At 73.3% G+C, this 16,136-nt stretch carries 19 protein-coding genes, 1 pseudogene and 1 riboswitch; of the genes and pseudogenes, 11 read left to right on the top strand and 9 right to left on the bottom strand.

The features are described from left to right. Nucleotides 1-636: pseudogene (locus tag VF825_RS03775) on the top strand (hypothetical protein); the annotation flags it as partial. Nucleotides 637-675: 39 nt separating this feature from the next. Here VF825_RS03775 and VF825_RS03770 read toward each other — a convergent pair. Further along, nucleotides 676-1,563 carry a metallophosphoesterase gene (locus tag VF825_RS03770; RefSeq protein ID WP_331110301.1) on the bottom strand — a complete coding sequence of 296 codons (888 nt, stop codon included), beginning with the start codon at nt 1,561-1,563 and terminating at the stop codon, nt 676-678. Nucleotides 1,564-1,845: 282 nt separating this feature from the next. Continuing rightward, a riboswitch (cyclic di-AMP (ydaO/yuaA leader) is annotated at nt 1,846-2,014 on the top strand. A gap of 6 nt (nt 2,015-2,020) precedes the next feature. On the opposite strand from VF825_RS03770, the gene VF825_RS03765 reads away from it, so the two are divergent. Then, nucleotides 2,021-2,743: a C40 family peptidase gene (locus VF825_RS03765; protein ID WP_331110299.1), complete on the top strand. Its 723-nt coding sequence runs from the start codon at nt 2,021-2,023 to the stop codon at nt 2,741-2,743. A gap of 127 nt (nt 2,744-2,870) precedes the next feature. Here the strand turns inward: VF825_RS03765 and VF825_RS03760 are convergent, their stop codons facing one another. The 3 genes from VF825_RS03760 to VF825_RS03750 all read right to left on the bottom strand — a co-directional run bounded on the left by VF825_RS03760 (nt 2,871) and on the right by VF825_RS03750 (nt 4,257). Further along, on the bottom strand, nt 2,871-3,068 hold the full coding sequence (locus tag VF825_RS03760) for a hypothetical protein (RefSeq protein WP_331110297.1): 198 nt from the start codon (nt 3,066-3,068) through the stop codon (nt 2,871-2,873). A 192-nt stretch (nt 3,069-3,260) separates the two neighbouring features. Continuing rightward, nucleotides 3,261-3,698 (bottom strand): ester cyclase, encoded by a 438-nt coding sequence (locus VF825_RS03755; protein ID WP_331110295.1) that lies wholly within the window; start codon nt 3,696-3,698, stop codon nt 3,261-3,263. 100 nt (nt 3,699-3,798) lie between these two features. Beyond that, on the bottom strand, nt 3,799-4,257 hold the full coding sequence (locus VF825_RS03750; protein ID WP_331110293.1) for a pyridoxamine 5'-phosphate oxidase family protein: 459 nt from the start codon (nt 4,255-4,257) through the stop codon (nt 3,799-3,801). Between the two features lie 625 nt (nt 4,258-4,882). On the opposite strand from VF825_RS03750, the gene VF825_RS03745 reads away from it, so the two are divergent. Next, nucleotides 4,883-5,200, top strand: coding sequence for a hypothetical protein (locus VF825_RS03745; RefSeq protein ID WP_331110291.1), 318 nt, complete (start codon nt 4,883-4,885; stop codon nt 5,198-5,200). A 127-nt stretch (nt 5,201-5,327) separates the two neighbouring features. Here VF825_RS03745 and VF825_RS03740 read toward each other — a convergent pair whose 3' ends face one another. The 4 genes from VF825_RS03740 to VF825_RS03725 form a co-directional block, all read right to left on the bottom strand. Next, complete coding sequence (locus VF825_RS03740) at nt 5,328-5,741, bottom strand: hypothetical protein (RefSeq protein WP_331110289.1); 414 nt, start codon at nt 5,739-5,741, stop codon at nt 5,328-5,330. An 86-nt stretch (nt 5,742-5,827) separates the two neighbouring features. Then, nucleotides 5,828-6,418, bottom strand: a complete 591-nt coding sequence (locus VF825_RS03735) for a hypothetical protein (protein WP_331110287.1) — start codon at nt 6,416-6,418, stop codon at nt 5,828-5,830. Between the two features lie 194 nt (nt 6,419-6,612). Further along, entirely contained in the window at nt 6,613-8,361 is a 1,749-nt protein-coding gene (locus tag VF825_RS03730; RefSeq protein ID WP_331110285.1) for a GAF domain-containing protein, read from the bottom strand. Nucleotides 8,362-8,447: 86 nt separating this feature from the next. After that, on the bottom strand, nt 8,448-8,915 hold the full coding sequence (locus VF825_RS03725) for a universal stress protein (protein WP_331110283.1): 468 nt from the start codon (nt 8,913-8,915) through the stop codon (nt 8,448-8,450). Between the two features lie 184 nt (nt 8,916-9,099). On the opposite strand from VF825_RS03725, the gene VF825_RS03720 reads away from it, so the two are divergent. The 3 genes from VF825_RS03720 to VF825_RS03710 all read left to right on the top strand — a co-directional run bounded on the left by VF825_RS03720 (nt 9,100) and on the right by VF825_RS03710 (nt 11,087). Further along, nucleotides 9,100-9,762, top strand: a complete 663-nt coding sequence (locus tag VF825_RS03720; protein ID WP_331110281.1) for a response regulator transcription factor — start codon at nt 9,100-9,102, stop codon at nt 9,760-9,762. A 37-nt stretch (nt 9,763-9,799) separates the two neighbouring features. Then, nucleotides 9,800-10,258: a DUF4396 domain-containing protein gene (locus tag VF825_RS03715; protein WP_331110279.1), complete on the top strand. Its 459-nt coding sequence runs from the start codon at nt 9,800-9,802 to the stop codon at nt 10,256-10,258. A 91-nt stretch (nt 10,259-10,349) separates the two neighbouring features. Beyond that, nucleotides 10,350-11,087 carry a biosynthetic peptidoglycan transglycosylase gene (locus VF825_RS03710; RefSeq protein ID WP_331110277.1) on the top strand — a complete coding sequence of 246 codons (738 nt, stop codon included), beginning with the start codon at nt 10,350-10,352 and terminating at the stop codon, nt 11,085-11,087. Nucleotides 11,088-11,093: 6 nt separating this feature from the next. On the opposite strand, the gene VF825_RS03705 is transcribed toward VF825_RS03710, so the two are convergent. Then, nucleotides 11,094-11,564, bottom strand: a complete 471-nt coding sequence (locus tag VF825_RS03705) for a MarR family winged helix-turn-helix transcriptional regulator (protein WP_331110274.1) — start codon at nt 11,562-11,564, stop codon at nt 11,094-11,096. A 96-nt stretch (nt 11,565-11,660) separates the two neighbouring features. On the opposite strand from VF825_RS03705, the gene VF825_RS03700 reads away from it, so the two are divergent. From VF825_RS03700 to VF825_RS03680, 5 genes are all read left to right on the top strand, one after another. After that, nucleotides 11,661-12,551 carry a DMT family transporter gene (locus VF825_RS03700; protein ID WP_331110272.1) on the top strand — a complete coding sequence of 297 codons (891 nt, stop codon included), beginning with the start codon at nt 11,661-11,663 and terminating at the stop codon, nt 12,549-12,551. A gap of 156 nt (nt 12,552-12,707) precedes the next feature. Further along, nucleotides 12,708-14,111, top strand: coding sequence for a protoporphyrinogen/coproporphyrinogen oxidase (locus tag VF825_RS03695; RefSeq protein WP_331110270.1), 1,404 nt, complete (start codon nt 12,708-12,710; stop codon nt 14,109-14,111). Between the two features lie 42 nt (nt 14,112-14,153). Continuing rightward, nucleotides 14,154-15,353, top strand: coding sequence for an acyl-CoA dehydrogenase family protein (locus VF825_RS03690; protein WP_331110268.1), 1,200 nt, complete (start codon nt 14,154-14,156; stop codon nt 15,351-15,353). Between the two features lie 59 nt (nt 15,354-15,412). Then, a complete protein-coding gene (cutA, locus tag VF825_RS03685; protein WP_331110266.1) occupies nt 15,413-15,736 on the top strand; it encodes a divalent-cation tolerance protein CutA in 324 nt (107 codons plus the stop codon). Next, on the top strand, nt 15,733-16,136 hold a 404-nt coding region (locus VF825_RS03680; protein WP_331110264.1), incomplete at its 3' end, for a CHAD domain-containing protein. The genes cutA and VF825_RS03680, both read left to right, overlap by 4 nt.

The raw sequence follows: 16,136 nt of genomic DNA, 5'->3' as shown, positions 1-16,136 counted from the left end.
TCGGTAAAGACTTCGTATGGCTTCGATCACGGCCAAGAGCGTTCGATTACCTTGCCTCGTTGGGGGAGTCGGAGTATCCGAAGTGTCACCGTTCCCGGGAGAGAAGCGATGCGCAGGACGATCAAGCTGAACTCGAAGGCCTTGGGCGCTGCTGCGGTGGCTGCAGTGCTGGTTTCCGGCGGGACGGGGATCGCGATGGCTGCGTCCGAGCCGACCTCGGCTGTCACCAGCCCGACGCAGGTCGCGACTGACACGGCGACGAGCACCCCGACCGAGACGGCCGAGCCGAGCACGTCCGAGACGACCGAGCCCCGGGAGATCAAGACGGCCGACCCCAGCCAGTCCGAGACGACCGAGCCGAGCAAGTCCGAGACGGCTGAGCCGAGCAAGTCCGAGACGACCGAGCCCAGCGAGACCGAGACGGCCGAGCCGAGCGAGTCCGCGACTGAGCGCCACGACTCGAGCGAGGGTAGTGACTCTGCGGAGCACAGCGACTCCGCGAAGCCGAGCCAGACCGAGGGAGATCACCCCGAGGCGACGGAGACCCACGACACAGCCCGTGACCAGGAACAGTCGGGCGATGGGGGGCAGCAGTCGTCTGACCAGGGCGGCTCAGACAGTGGGCACGACGACTGACGCTGCGAGGGGTGGATGCGCGGCCAGACCAAGGGCCGCCTACTTCGCCAGACCGTAGGTTTCCAGGTAGTGCTCGAGCTCTGACGCGGTCGCCTCGTAGGCCAGGCGGCCGGCCTCGGGGTCCGCGGCTGGGATGGTGGCGAACACCGGCTCGCGAGTGGGGCTGACGTCGACGAGCGTGGCGCTTCCTCCGGCGAAGGCCCGCTCGGTTCCATGTCCCGCGGTGACGTGGTCGATTCGGGTGAAGACCCCCGGCGTGACCCACGTCCGCACGCCGTTGACGGTGCCACCGATCTGTTGGTGGAAGTGGCCACAAAGAATGGCGCTCACGGCGTCCGGCCGGATGGTTGCCGCGAGCTCGTCACGGTCAACCAGGCCGATCCGTCGTTGAATCTCCACGGCGAGGTCGATCGGCGGGTGGTGGAACGCCAGGACCGTCAGGTCGCCGCGGCAGCCGGCCAGAGTCTCCTCGAGCCAGGCCAGCTGCGCCGGGCCGAGACGGCCGTACCACTTCGCAGGCACGAGCGTGTCGAGGCTGATGATGCGGATGCCGCTCACGGCGCTGACGGCGACCGCGCGGTCCTTGAGGTCGGCCGGCTGGCCACACTCCTCGCCGCTCTGGTCGAAGTGACCGGTTCCGAAGACGCGCGCGAACGCCGCGCGGTCGTCGTGGTTGCCCACACAGAACACCAGCCGGGCACCCCGTCGTGTCGTGAAGTCCAGAAGGGTGTCCCGGGCCCGTTCGTAGGCGGCCACCGATCCGTCATCCGCCACATCGCCGGTGACCACGACCGCCGCCACGTCCTGGACCTTGGCGCAGGAGGCAAGGACCAGGTCCAGGGCCCGATCGGCATCGACGCCGTACCTGAGCTCTCGCGTGGCGTTCAGGTGCAGGTCGGACAGGTGCAACAGACGTACGCGAGTCATGTTCCACTCCTTGGCTTGCCGGCCAGGACGGCCCGGGGAGAGAGCCGGCGCCTGCGCACACACCACCAGGCGCCGGCTCCGCGGTTGACGCTACCGGCCGGCCGGGCGCCCGCCGGCCGGCGGGGTCCTCGAGGTCGGGCCGTTCCGGCGCGACACGAAATTGACCCATTCCTGCACAAACGTGACTTTCCGGTGGGCCGTTCGCTACGTTGGCTCGGCTCCCGCGCTCCTGCCGGGAGCCTCCGCGGCGGGTCGCCGAGTCCTGCCACCGCCGCATGGGGTTCGTGACTACCGCTTGGCAGGAGCGGGGGACCCACTTGTGGGGCGTCCCTGGACGCTCCTTGGGGTGAAGCCCTCCGACGGCCCGGACAGCCCGGTGCCGCCGCGGGGCAGGGTGACCATCTCCCACCCGAACCCGACAGCTGACCTCGCAGGCGTCCGGAGAGGTGTGCTCATCGTGTCCAAGCACCACGCCGGGCGGCACCGCGTCGCTGCCCAGCCCACCAACGTCGTTGCCGCCACCCTGGGCCGCTCGGGTCACCCGGCCGCCAAGGCGTCCGCGGTCATGGCTGTCTCGGGTGGCCTCGTCGCCTCCATCGCCCTGCCTGCCTCGGCAGCGCCGGCCGCCGACCACCCGGCCGCCGGCCAGGCCGCCGCCCCCGCCGGCTCCGTGGCCGCCGCGGCCCCGGCGTCGAGCGCCCCGGTCGCCCCGTCCTTCGGTGATGTGGGGTTCACCGGGGTGGCCCCGAAGCCGGCCCCCGCCCCCGCCCCGGCACCCAAGGCGGTGCAGGTGAGCCGAAGCACGGCCCGCCCGGCCGTCAGCATCAACCTCCCGTCGGCCGTCTCCGGGGTCCTCGGCATCGCCTCCCAGTACGCCGGCGTGCCGTACAAGTGGGGCGGCACCACCCCTCAGGAAGGGTTCGACTGCTCGGGCTACACCAGCTACGTGTTCGCCCAGCTGGGCAAGCACCTGCCCCGCACGGCGGAGGACCAGCGGCAGGCGGTGACCCGGGTCAGCGACCCGCAGCCCGGCGACCTGGTCTTCTTCGGTTCACCCGCCTACCACGTCGGCATCTACGCCGGCGGCGGCATGATGTGGGACGCCCCGCACAGTGGTTCCTCGGTCGCGGAGCGGCCGGTGTGGAACTCCGGCGACGTCAGCTACGGCCGGGTGTCCTGACCGGCTGGACCCCTCACCCACTAGTCGGCGACGCGGCTCCAGGTCGTCCCCGGCCGTGAGAACACTGGCACCCCCGCTCCCGCGCTTCCCCCGGGCGCAGATCGAGCGGGGTGTCACCTGCGGGTCGCTACTCCAGCTCGTTGGCGCGTCGCAACAGCTCGGCCGCCACGATGCGGTGCCGGATGGCGCCCGGAGACTCGGGCGGGACGACGCCGGTGGCCAGGAACGCGTCGACGTCGTCGACCTGGGCCTCCCACGCCCCTTGAGTGCGCAGCAGCTCAAGACGCAGCTCATCGGCGGTCATCCACTGCACCGGCCTGTCCACGAGGCGGACCTTAAGGCCGCGCAGAGCCGGTCCTCCCGCCGAGTCAGGCCTTTCCCAGCAAGTTCACACCCGACGCGGGTTCACTGCGGCGCCGGTCCGGCTCCTGGGTATGGGCCCAAGGCCGGATCGGCACGTGAGGGCAAGGCGGGGGCAGGTGCCGATTTCTGTAGGGGTGTCAGACGACTGTGTCGACTACGGGTTCACACCGAGCCTTTCGGCGAGTCCGAGCTGGGCCATGATCGCGCCGGAGTCGATGTAGGTACGGACGTTCTGGACCATGCCGTCCTTGATCTCGTAGACGTCGCACAGGTGCATCGTGAGCGAGCGCCCGGTGGCGGGCACGGTGCCCGCGGGGATGACGAGATCTCCGGTGTGGGTGCCCCGGCCGGTGTACTCGACGACCACCGTGTCGTCCTTGGCGGTGAGGTGGTCGATGACGAACTCCCCGTCAGGAAGCGCGTCGAACAGCGACTTGGTGAACTGGACCGCTCCCTCGGAACCCTGCAGGGTCCTCCCGCTGCCCATGTCGATCAGGGTGCTGTTGGGGGCCATCTGTTCCGAGATGGTGGCGTAGTCGCGCTGGTTCCAGGCCTCGAAGAGACCGCGGACGATCGTTGCGTTGTCTGCCATGAGAGCCTCCGCTCTGCTGGCACCTGCTCCCGTCCCCAGTATTCGGCTGCGGGCCGCGGGCTGCCATCACCCTTTCTGCGCGCACCGGCCGCGCCGGACGTCAGGCGCTGAGGGCGCTTGGGAACCTCGTCACGAAGTCCAGCACGGCCACCCAGTCCGGCCGGACCCGCAGCCTGGCCATGGGCACGTCCCGCAGCGGGGCGACCCACGCGGCGCCCTGCTGCTCCCCGAAGTACCGGATGGCGGCCTGCTCGTACTCATGAGCCATGTGATCGAGAACCTCCACGACTGCCTGGCCCCGGACGAGCAGGGCCTTGTACGGCCAGTCCATCTGGTCGATCGTCACAGCCACTCGTGGGTGCGCCTGCAGGGCGCGCACCTTCGGTGCGCGTAGCGGCGTTCCCAGAACGAGCTCGGTCCCGTTCCAGTGGAACCACATCGGCACCACCCGAGGGGTGTTGTCCAGCCACGTGTACGCCAGCCGGGCCGGCGCCGTCGAAACCAGCAGCTCCTTCGCCACCGGGTCATCCAGCAGCGCCAGGTCTCCTTGCTGAGTCATGCTCGCCCCCGCGTGGTGCCGGGCGGCCCGCAGTTCGGACCGCGTCCATCCACGGACCCCCCACCTCCCGCGAGGCTAGCGCTGGGCCCCTGGTCGGGCCATCGGCCAGAGGGCGTACGTCACCGTCAGAGCCCAGGTGGGCGGGCCGGCGGTGCGCTCGCCCGGGTGCGCGTGAAGGAGCCACGCAGGTCCGCCGAGGCCGCTGCCGTCGAAACACCCGGCGCACGAGTGGCCGGTGGACACGGGTGGCAGGCGGTCGGACCGGACGGCCAGGACAGGGGGCGCATGGGCACGCTGGTGGTGCATGACCAGACGGGCGCCGGGCGGCCGGAGGCGACGGTGAGCCTGCCGGGCCTTCCGGAGCGGATCACCGTTCGCGAGCTGGTGCGGTTGCGGGTGCGCGAGGAGTTCGCATGGCACAACGCCGACCCGGCGGCGTTATGCCATGCCCTGGTGCTGCCCCCGACGCCGAGGCCGCCGCGAACGGCTGCGACGAGGTCTGTGAACCGGGTCAGCCACAGCGTGCCGGGCCGGCTCGGGCCGCGAATCCGCCGCCCCGTGCCGGCGGAGCACTGTCGGCCGGTCCGGGCTTGCCGCGACCTCTGCCCCGCCGCAGACTGCGGCTGTGACCGAGTCGGAGCTCGAGCGGCTGCTGCGGTGTCCGAGCTGCGGCAGCGACGACGTGCACGTGCTCGTTCGCGAGTCCGGGCTCAGTGGCGCCTTCGACATCTTCGGGTTCGGTGCCCTGGGGACGGCGAACGCCCCCAAGGAGGTTCGGTGCGCCGACTGCGGTCACCGCTGGGTGAGACCGTCGATGAGCACGCTGCAGGAGCTCGCTGACCGCAACCTGGCCCGCCGGTTCGCGGACCTCGAGGCGCGCGCCGAGCAGCTTCGGCGGCAGCTGCCGCAACGCCCCGACACCGCGGAAGGCTCGTCAGGCTGAAGCGCGCGCACCTCGGTGCTGTGGCCCGCACGCCCACACGACGTGGTGCCCGCCCCGCCGCGTTCCCGGCCGGATCGGCCGGGAAGAAGCGGCGCCACGGGCACCAGGTGGGTATCGCGCGCAGGCGTCAGGAGCTCGCCTCGCCGCCCACGGTGAGGACCTCGCAGGAGGCGTGGTCGCGGCACCACCGGGCGACGGCCGGGCCGCCGTGGGCGACGTCGGCCCCGACGACGAGCAGGCTGGCTGCGCCGCTGCGGTCGACGAGGACGGAGGCCGGGTCGCCGGCGACGGTCTCGAAGGTGAAGCTGACCCGCGAGCGGCCGTGCAGGGCCCGCAGGGCGGCCTCGAAGGTCAGCTCGTCGGCCTCGGCGCGCTCCTCTGCGGTCGTGCCGGGCGGGACCACCTGGACGAACCGCAGGCCGCAGCCGCGGCGGGCGGCCTCCTGCGCCGCGACGCGCGCGACGGCGACGGGGTCCTCACGGGTGACCACGCCGGCGAGGACGGGCAGGCTCGTGGTGGTGGGGGTGTGCGACGTGGTCATCGTGGGTCCTTCCCTGGGAGAGCCGGCGGCCACGTCCTCCCCCGCAGGGGCGGGGAGGGACGTGGCCAGGGACGCCGGTGAGGCGGTCAGGCGGTGGCGACGGCGGGGACCGGACGGCCCTCACCGAGGTGCAGCTCCTCGGTCGCCGAGGCCCGGCGCAGGTGCCAGAAGCCCAGCAGGCTCATCACGAGCAGGACCCCGGCCGCCACGAACGAGACGATGGCGCCGACGAGGGCGATCTGGCCCATCTGCCAGAAGGCGTAGGCGTTGAGCAGCAGGCCGCGCAGGGTCTCGCCGCGGAACACGGTCTGCACCTGGCCGGCCAGCTTGGTGTCGGTCGGGTTGGCGAGCGCCTTGCTGCTGAGCTGGGCGTAGGTCTGGCCGCCGGTCATCTCCTGCAGGTGCACGGCGATGAAGTGGTCCGCGTAGGCCTTGGCCTGCGCGCCGTCGGTCATCTGCTGCCCGGCGTACTGGCTCAGGTACGGCTTGATCGCCGGGTCCTTGAGCGCGTCGCTGCCGGCCGGCGGGAAGAAGATCTTCTGGGCGCTGAGCTGGCTGTGGACCTCGTCCTGGACGAATGAGTGCGCCCAGGTGAGCAGGCTGCCGGCAACGAGGAGCATCGCCGCGACGATGAGCCCCACGGTGGTCAGCAGCGCGTCGAACGTCTTGCGTCGCATTGCTACGTCTCCTTGCCCGGGCCGCTGGCCCGAAGTGGTTCTGCCTTGTTGGCAGGACCACCTTCGCGCGGGCGGTGGGGCCGCGATCAGGGTCCGCGGGCCCCGGTCCGGGTGGACCTTGGTCCCCAACCTGCGCGGCCCTACGGCCCGGCGGCGAGCCGGGAGCGGGTATGCCGTGCCGTCACCGCGGGGGGTCAGCCGCGGACGAGCGGCACCGACCAGCGCACCAGCGTGCCCGAGCCCGGCCCGGGCCCGACCTCGCAGGTCCCGCCGTGGGCCTCGGCCCGGGCGCGCATGTTGGCCAGGCCGCTGGAGCGTTCGGGGGTGCCGAGGCCCTGGCCGTCGTCGCGCACCTCCAGGACCACCTCGCGGCCGGCGGTGACGCTCACCTCGACGTGGGCGGCCTTGGCGTGCCGCGCCACGTTGGACAGGGCCTCGCGCAGCACCGCCTCCAGGTCGCGGCCCACGTCAGCGGGGACGACCGTGTCGACGGGGCCGCTGGTCTGCAGCCGCGGGGTGAAGCCGAGGCTGCCGCCGCTCTGCATGACCACGAGGGTGAGCAGGCTCCGCAGGCTGGGCGGGGCGTCGTGGCGGACCTGCAGGGTGAAGATGCTGTTGCGGATCGCCTTGATCGAGTCGTCGAGCCGTCCGACCAGCTCCATGAGGCGGGCCGCCTCCTCGGGGGTCGCCCGCGTGGCCATGCCGTTGAGGCCGAGGCCGACGGCGAAGATGCCCTGGATCGCGTGGTCGTGCAGGTCGCGGGCGATCTGGGCCCGTTCCTCGGCCATCTCGTTCTCGCGGGCCGCCGCCTGGTTGGCCGCCACGGTGAGCACGAGGGCGGCCTGGGAGGCGAAGTCACTGACCAGCGCCACGTCCTCGGGGCTGAACCGGCGGGCGCCGGGGAGGTTGCCGACCGTCAGGACGCCCAGCACGCCCTCGCCCGTCGACAGCGGGATCGCGGCCAACGGCCCGATGCCCAGCCCCCGGATGGGGCCGGCCACGCCGGCGGCAGTGCGCAGGTCCTCGAGGACCACCGGCTCCCCGCTGAGCAGGGCCGCGCCCGTGGCCGAGCCGTCGGCGGGGACCACCCGTCCCACCATCAGCTCGCCCTCGAGCCCGTCGGCCGCGGCGATGCGCAGCTCCCCGTCGGTCTCGGGCACGACCACCGCGGCGAAGTCCGCCCCGGCCGAGGACCGGACCGAGCGAGCGACCAGCTGCAGCGCCTCGGTGCGGTCGAGGGTGCCCAGCAACGCGTTGGTGATGGAGCGGGAGGCCTGCAGCCACTGCTCGCGGCGCGAGACGCCCTCGAAGAGCCGGGCGTTGTCGATGGCCGCGGCGGCCGCCGCCGCCAGCGACTGCGCCAGCTCCTCGTCCTCGGCGGTGAACTCGCCGCCACCGACCTTCTCGGTCAGGTAGAGGTTGCCGAACACGTTCCCGCCCACGCGCACCGGGACGCCGAGGAAGGACGTCATCGGGGGGTGTCCCTCGGGGAAGCCCACCGAGCTGGCGTGCCCGGCCAGGTGGCTTAGGCGCAGCGGCCGCGGGTCGGAGATGAGCTGGCCGAGGATGCCCCGCCCGGTGGGCAGCGAGCCGATGGTCTCGACGGTGCGCGCATCCATCCCGGAGTGGACGAACTCGACGAGCGTGCGGTCCTGGCCGACCACGCCGAGGGCGGCGTACTGCGCACCGATCAGCGTGCGGGCCTCCTCGACGATCCGCTGCAGCAGGCTGGTCAGGTCGAGGTCGCTGACGATGGACTGCAGGGCGCGCAGCAGGCCGTGCATCCGGTCCTGGGTGCGCATGACCTCCTGGGCCCGGTCGACGAGCTGCTCGAGGAGCTGGTCGAGCTCGAGCCGGGCCACCGACGGGAAGGTCAGGGGATCGCTGGCCGGCGCGGCCACCGGCTGTCGGCTCCCGGTGGCGTCGGGTCCTCGTGGCGCCATCGTGGCCTCCTCCTGGGGCGGGTGCCGCACCAGAATAGGAGGCTCGGGGTGCCGGCGCCTGCGGTTCGCCGCAGGCGCGGGGTGGGTCAGGCCCCGGCGACGGTCGCGAGCTCGTCCTGCGCGGCCCGAGCCGCCGGGACGGCGACCACGGGGCAGGCCGCGTGCGAGAGGCAGTAGTGGCTGACCGAGCCCTCGAGCAGGCGCCGGACCCCGGTGTGCTCACCGGTGCCCACCACGAGCAGTGACGCCTCCTGCGAACGCCGGGCCAGCGCCGGCCCGGGGCGGCCCTCGTCGACGTCGAGCACCCACCGGACGCTGGTCTCCTCGGCCCCGAGGCTGTCCTCCACGAACCGGGTGGCCCGGGCCCGGGCGTCGGTGATGGCCGTGACCAGGTAGGGGTCCGGTGCTGACGGCATGCCGCCGCTGGGCAGGGTCCAGGTGTGCACGACCCGCAGCGTCTGGCCGGTCATCCGGGCGAACCGCGCCGCCCAGCGCAGGGCCGCTGCCGAGCTCGGGGTCTCCTCGACGCCGACGACGATCTGCTGGCGCTCCATGGTGTCCTCCGCATCGCGTGCCGCCGGGTCCGGCGGTGACTCGACGGTCCCTCGGTGGGAGGGCGTGTCGGCACGGTTGTCCGTCACTCGGCGATGGGCCTTTGGTCCCGAAGTGTCGGGACCACGGTCGGCTCCCGGTGCCAGACCGTTGTCCTGCGGGCTGAGGTTTGTGATGCTTCAGGGCATGACGCTGACTGGTGGGACCGCTGAGCCCATCCGGGTCTTCGTGCTGGACGACCACGAGGTCGTCCGCCGGGGGCTGCAGGAGCTGCTCGAGAGCGGGGGCGACATCACTGTGGTGGGGGAGTCGGGGCTGGCCGCCGAGGCCACCCGGCGGATCCCGGCGCTCCGTCCGCACGTGGCGCTCCTGGACGGCCGTCTGCCGGACGGCTCCGGCGTCGACGTGTGCCGCGACATCCGGTCCCGGCACCCCGAGATCGCGGTGCTGATCCTGACCTCCTACGACGACGACGAGGCGCTCTTCGCCGCGATCATGGCCGGCGCCTCGGGCTACCTGCTCAAGCAGGTGGGCGGCACCGACCTCATCGACGCGGTGCGCCGGGTCGCGGCCGGTCAGTCGCTGCTCGACCCAGGCGTCACGCACCAGGTGCTCGAGCGGCTGCGCCAGGGTCCGCCCCAGGACGCCGCCCTCGCGCCGCTGACCGACCAGGAGCGGCGCCTGCTGGAGCTCATCGGCGAAGGTCTGACCAACCGCCAGATCGGCGAGCGGATGCACCTGGCCGAGAAGACGATCAAGAACTACGTCTCCGGTCTGCTCGCCAAGCTCGGCCTCGAGCGCCGCACCCAGGCCGCCGTCTTCGCCAGCAAGCACCTGCCGCCACGCTGAGGGAACATACCCCTAGGGGGTATGTGTTGCAGCGGTCATGACAACTGACCTCCACTCCACGGCACCCCTGACCCGCCAGGCGGTCCAGGCGACCCTGCACTGCCTCACCGGCTGTGCCATCGGCGAGGTCCTGGGCATGGTCCTCGCGACATGGTGGGGCTGGGCGAACGGCCCGAGCATCGCACTGTCCATCGTGCTGGCCTTTGGCTTCGGCTACTCCCTCACCCTGGTGCCGCTGGTCCGGGCCGGCCTCGGCTGGCGCCGCGCCACCCGGCTGGCCCTGGCGGCGGACACCCTGTCCATCGTGACCATGGAGGTCATGGACAACGCTGCGGTCCTGGTCGTGCCGGGCGCCATGGCTGCCGGCCTGACCGACGCCCTGTTCTGGGCCAGCCTCGCGGCCTCCCTCGTCGTGGCCTTCGTGGTGACCGTGCCGGTCAACCGGTGGCTCATCGCCCGCGGGCGCGGGCACGCCGTCGTCCACGCCCACCACTGACCGCCGTATGCCGTGTGGCCGGCCCGGCCACACGGCATACGGTCAGGGAGCTCACCGCCAGCTCACAGCCGGCGTCCCTACCGTCCGTGGCATGGCCCCTCCCACCGTCCCGGTCCGGGCCGCCCGCCGGCGCGGCCGGCTTCGGCGGCTGGGCCTCGTGGCGGGCTCTGTCGTCCTCGCCCTCCTGCTCGCGCTCGCCGCGCTGTGGCAGGTCACGCCGGGCGTGCAGGACGCGATGGCCCGGGTGCGCGCGATCGAGCGGGCGCACGGCGCCCCGGCGCTCCCGTCGCTGCCGCGGGACGACAAGGTCGCCCGAGCCCTCGTGGCCACCGAGGACAGCCGGTTCTGGACCAGCCCCGGGGTCGACCCGCAGAGCGTGGTGCGGGCGGGCCTGGCCACGGTGACCGGCAGCTCCGACGTCGGTGGTGCCACCCTCGAGCAGCAGCTGGCCAAGAACCTGTGGTTCGGCGGGCGCCGCGACCGGGCCGCACAGCTGCAGGCGGCGGTCCTCGCCCTGAAGCTGGACCGGTCGTGGACCAAGGACGAGGTGCTGCGGATGTACCTCGCCCAGGTCTACTTCGGCCACGGCTTCTACGGCCTCGCGCAGGCGGCCCACGGCTACTTCGGGCAGACCCCGGCGCAGCTGTCCTGGGCCCAGGCGAGCATGCTCGCGGGCCTGGTCCAGGCGCCCTCGGCCTACGACCCGCTGGTCCACCTCCAGGCGGGCAAGCAGCGGCAGCGGCACGTCCTGGACCGGCTCGTCAGCACCGGTGTCCTCACCCCGGCCCAGGCCGACGCGGCGTTCGCGGCGCCGCTGCACCTCGTCTGAGCGGGGTCACTCGCACGCGGGCAGGCTCACCCCGAACTGCTGGACCAACCGGCAGGACAGGGCGTGCAGCTGCTCCCGCCCCGCCCCGTCGAGAGGGTCGAACACCAGGGTGCGCACGGCGGTGACGTGGTCGGGCGTGGCGAGGCGGACCGTCTGCAGGCCCTGGTCGGTGAGGTGGGCGAGGTTGCCGCGGCCGTCGGCATGAGCCGGGGAGCGCTCGACCCAGCCCTTGTCCTCCAGGCGGCGCACCATGTGGGACAGCCGTGACGCCGAGGCGTGCGTGAGGGCGGCGAGCTCGCTCATCCGCAGCGTCCGGTCGGGCTGGTCCGCCAGGGCGGAGAGCACGGCGTAGGAGAACAGGTTCAGGCCCCGCTCGTGCAGCCCGGCGTCCAGCGCCGAGGACATGAGGTCGAGCAGGGCCGAGAACGCACCCCAGGTGCGTTGCTCGTCCTCGCTGAGCGGGCCGGTCTCCGACATGGCGTCACTGTCCGGGGCCGGTGGTGGACGGGTCAATCACCCGATCGGGTGAACGCCCCCGGTCCGTCTGGCGGGGCCGACCGGCACAATCGCGGCGTGCGCACCCTCCTCCTGCTGGCCGTCGGCGTCCTCGCGGTGTCCCTGTCCGGGCCGCTGATGGCCGCCGCGGTGGTGCCGCCGCTGGCGATCGCGTTCTGGCGCAACGCCTTGGGTGCCACGGCGATCGCACCGGCCGCGGTGACCCGCCAGCGCGCCGAGCTGCGCTCGCTGACCGGGCGACGGCTGGGCCTGGTCCTCGCCTCCGGCGCCGTGCTCGCGGTGCACTTCGCGACGTGGGTGACCTCGCTGACCCTGACGTCGGTGGCGTCGGCCACCGCGATCGTGTGCCTGCAGCTCGCGTGGGTCGTCTGCTGGCAGCTGCTGCGCGGGGAGCGGTTCGGGACGAGGGTGGTGGCCGGGCTCGCCCTCGCCTTCGCCGGGGTGCTCGTGGTCTCCGGGGTCGACCTGACCGTGTCCACCCGGGCCGTGGCCGGGGACGGCCTGGCGCTCGTCGGGGGCATGGCGGCCGCCGCCTACACCGTGATCGGGTCGCGGGCGCGCCAGTCGGCCAGCACCACCACCTACACCTTCGTCTGCTACGGCTCGTGCGCGGTGCTGCTCGCGCTGGCCTGCCTGGTCACCGGGCAGCGGCTCGGCGGCTACCCCGCCGGCCAGTGGGCCCTGCTGCTGCTCATCACGGCCACCGCCCAGCTGCTCGGCCACTCGGTCTTCAACCACCTGCTGGCCACGACCAGCCCGCTGCTGGTCTCGCTGGCCCTGCTGCTGGAGGTCCCTGGCGCCGCGCTGCTCGCGGCCGTCATCGTGCACCAGCGGCCGCCGGTGACCGCACTGGCCGGGCTGGCGGTGATGGTCGCCGGGATGGCCCTCGTGGTGGCCGGACGGCGAGCCTCCCGGGCCCTGCCCGCGGTGGAGGCGCCGGTCGACTGAGCCCCGGCGACCCGGCGACCCGGCGACCCGGCGACCCGGCGACCCGGCGACCGGGCGCCGAGCTGGACGTTGGTGCCCCTTCTGCAGCGCCCAAGGGGCACCAAGGTCCAGCTCGTCAGCGGCCGGGCCTTGAGATCTGCGGCATACGCTCGGGATGTGAGCACCCAGGCGCCAGACCGGGCCGACCTGCTCGTCCTCGGTGGCGGACCGGCCGGTCTGGCCGCCGCCTGGAAGGCCGCCCAGCGCGGGCTGCGGGTCGTCCTGCTCGAGCGGGCCGACCACGTCGGCGGCATGTCCGCCTCCTTCGAGGTCGACGGGGTGCGGGTCGACCTCGGCAGCCACCGGCTGCACCCCAACACCGCGCCGGCGGTCCTGGCCGACATCCGCGGGCTGCTCGGGGAGGACCTGCAGACCCGTCCTCGCAACGGCCGCCTGCGGCTCGGCGAGACGTGGATCGGCTTCCCGCTGAAGGTCGGCGAGATGCTGCGCGCCCTGCCGCGCGGCATGGCGGCCGGCATCGCCCGCGACGTGCTCGCCAGCCCGCTGCGCCAGCCCGACGCCGACACCTACGAGGCGCTGCTGCGCGCCGGGCTCGGGCCGACCGTGTACGACGCGATGTACGGACCCTTCGCCAGCAAGCTGTGGGGCCTGCCCGGCGAGCGGATCCACGGCGACCAGGCCCGGGTGCGGGCCGCCACCGACACTCCCGGCACGGTTGCGGCGCGGCTGCTGCGCGGCGGCCGGACCGGGGGCGGCACCGAGCAGGGACGCTCGTTCCTCTACCCGCGCCGCGGCTTCGGCCAGATCGTCGAGGCGGTGGCCGAGGCGGCCCGGCTCGCCGGCGCGCAGCTGCGGCTGGGGGCGGAGGTGACCCGGCTGGACGCGCGGACCGACGGCGTCACGGCATACCTGCCCGACGGCAGCGCCGTGGCCGCCCGGCGCTGCTTCTCGACCATCCCCGTCACCGCCCTGGCGCGGCTGAGCGGCCGCGGGCCGTTCGAGGGACCCGTGCTGCACTTCCGGGCGATGACCCTGGTCTACCTGTCCCACGCCGGCGGCCGGTGGACGCCGTACGACGCGCACTACCTGCCGCAGGAGGGCACCCCGCTCACCCGGGTCTCGGAGCCGGCGAACTACCGCGACAGCACCGACGACCCGGCCGACCGCTCGGTCATCTGCGCGGAGATCCCGTGCATGGTGGGCGATGACACGTGGACCATGCCCGAGGACCGGCTCGTGCGGCTGGTGCGGCACACGCTGTCCGACACCGGCCTGCCGCCGGTGAGCTGCCGGGCGGTGCACGTGGTGCGGCTGCCCTCGGTCTACCCGGTGTTCGACCTCGACTACGCCGGGGCGATGGCCTCGATGCGCTCGCTGGTGGCCGGGATCCCGAGCACGGTCTCGTTCGGTCGGCTCGGCCTGTTCGCCCACGACAACAGCCACCACGCGATGGCCGAGGCCTACGAGGCGGTCGACGCGCTGGGCCCGGACGGCTCCTTCGACGAGCACGCGTGGCACGAGGCCCTGCGCCGGTTCGCCGGGCACCGCGCGGAGGACTGAGGGTCGAGGACTGGGGCCGTTGCCGGGGCCTAGCCTGAGGCCATGAGCCCCGCCGGACGCCGCACCCCTGACCCGATGGACCTGCTGGCCACGGACGCCCTGCTCGACGAGGAGGCGCGTGCGGTGCGCGACACCACGCGCGCCTTCGTCGCCAAGCGGGTGCTGCCGGACGTGGGGCAGTGGTTCGAGGACGCCACCATGCCCCGGGAGCTGTTCCCCGAGCTGGGCAGCCTCGGCCTGCTGGGCATGCACCTGACGGGATACGGCTGCGCCGGGACCAGCGCCACGTCGTACGGCGTGGCCTGCCGCGAGCTGGAGGCGGGCGACTCGGGCATCCGCAGCTTCGTCTCCGTGCAGGGGTCGCTGGCGATGTACCCCATCTGGGCCTACGGCTCGGAGGAGCAGAAGAAGGAGTGGCTGCCGCGCATGGCGGCGGGCGAGGCGGTCGGCTGCTTCGGGCTGACCGAGCCCGACCGCGGCTCGGACCCCGGCGACATGCAGACCCGGGCCCGGCGCGACGGCGGCGACTGGGTGCTCACCGGCCGCAAGATGTGGATCACCAACGGCCCGGTCGCCGACGTCGCCGTGGTCTGGGCGCAGGCCGAGGCCGACGACGACAACCCTGCGGGGGTGCGTGGATTCGTCGTGCCGACGGCCACGAACGGCTTGGCCGCCCACGAGATCAAGCACAAGATGTCGCTGCGGGCGTCGCTGACCGGCGAGCTCGTCCTGGACGGCGTGCGGCTGCCGGCCGACGCGGTGCTGCCCGGCGTGCGCGGGCTCAAGGGGCCGCTGTCGTGCCTGACCGAGGCGCGGTTCGGGATCATCTGGGGCGTCCTCGGCGCGGCCCGGGCGTGCTTCGAGTCGGCGCTGGACTACGCCGGGACCCGCCAGCAGTTCGGGCAGCCGATCGCCGGGTTCCAGCTGACCCAGGCCAAGCTCACGGAGATGGCGGTACGGATCGGCACGGGCTCGCTGCTGGCGCACCACCTCGCCGGCCTGAAGGAACGCCACGAGATCACGCCCGAGCAGGTCAGCATCGGCAAGCTCAACAACGTGCGCCTCGCCATCGACATCGCCCGGACCGCCCGGACCATCCTCGGCGCCAACGGCATCTCGCTGGAGTACCCCGTGATCCGGCACGCCAACAACCTCGAGTCGGTGCTGACCTACGAGGGGACCGAGGAGATCCACACCCTCGCGATCGGCAAGGCGCTCACCGGTATCGACGCCTTCCGCTGACGGCGCCGCGCAGGCCCTTCGTCACGACGGCCCGCGACCGCGCGGCATACCGTGGGCGGGTGAGCGAGCTGCTCGAGGTGAGGGTGAGCGTCGGCGCGCCGGACGAGGCCGACCGGATCGCCGCCGCGCTGGTGGCCGAGGGGCTGGCGGCGTGCGTGCAGGTCGTGCCGGGGGTCACCTCGGTCTACCGCTGGGAGGGCCTGGTCGAGCGGTCCGCCGAGCTGCTCCTGCTGGCCAAGACGACCGACGAGCTGTTCGACCGGCTCGCCGCGCGCGTCGTCGAGCTGCACTCCTACGACACCCCCGAGGTGCTCGCCGTGCCCGTCACGCGGGCCAGCGAGGGGTATGCCGTGTGGCTGCGAGAGTCGGTCGTCCGGGCGTGACCGCGCTCCGGGACGAGGAGCCGGCCGCCCTCGCGGTGGTGGGTGACTACCTGACCCGACAGGTGGCGGTGCTGCGTGCCCTGGGCCCGGCCCTGACCAAGGGCGACCCGGCCGCCGTGCACGACGCCCGGGTGGCGGCCCGCCGCGCCCGGTGCACGCTGGCGACGTTCGCGGAGGTGCTCGGCACGGGCGACCCGGAGCCGCTGCTGGCGGAGCTGCGCTGGTGGGGCGGCGTGGTCGGTGCGGTCCGTGACGTGCAGGTCCTGCACCTGCGGTGGCAGCCGCTGCTCGCCGAGCTGGCCGACGTGGTCGCCGCCGACGCGGTCGCCTGGCTCGAGGGTGAGCTGGGGCAGCGGCGACGCGTGGCGGTCGCGGAGCTGCGGCAGGCCCAGGCCGGCCA

The organism is Oryzihumus sp., assembly GCF_036391795.1.
In the GTDB taxonomy this organism is placed as follows: domain Bacteria; phylum Actinomycetota; class Actinomycetes; order Actinomycetales; family Dermatophilaceae; genus Oryzihumus.
Note: the sequence above shows the minus strand (reverse complement) of the source record. Positions and strands in the feature narration are given on the sequence as shown.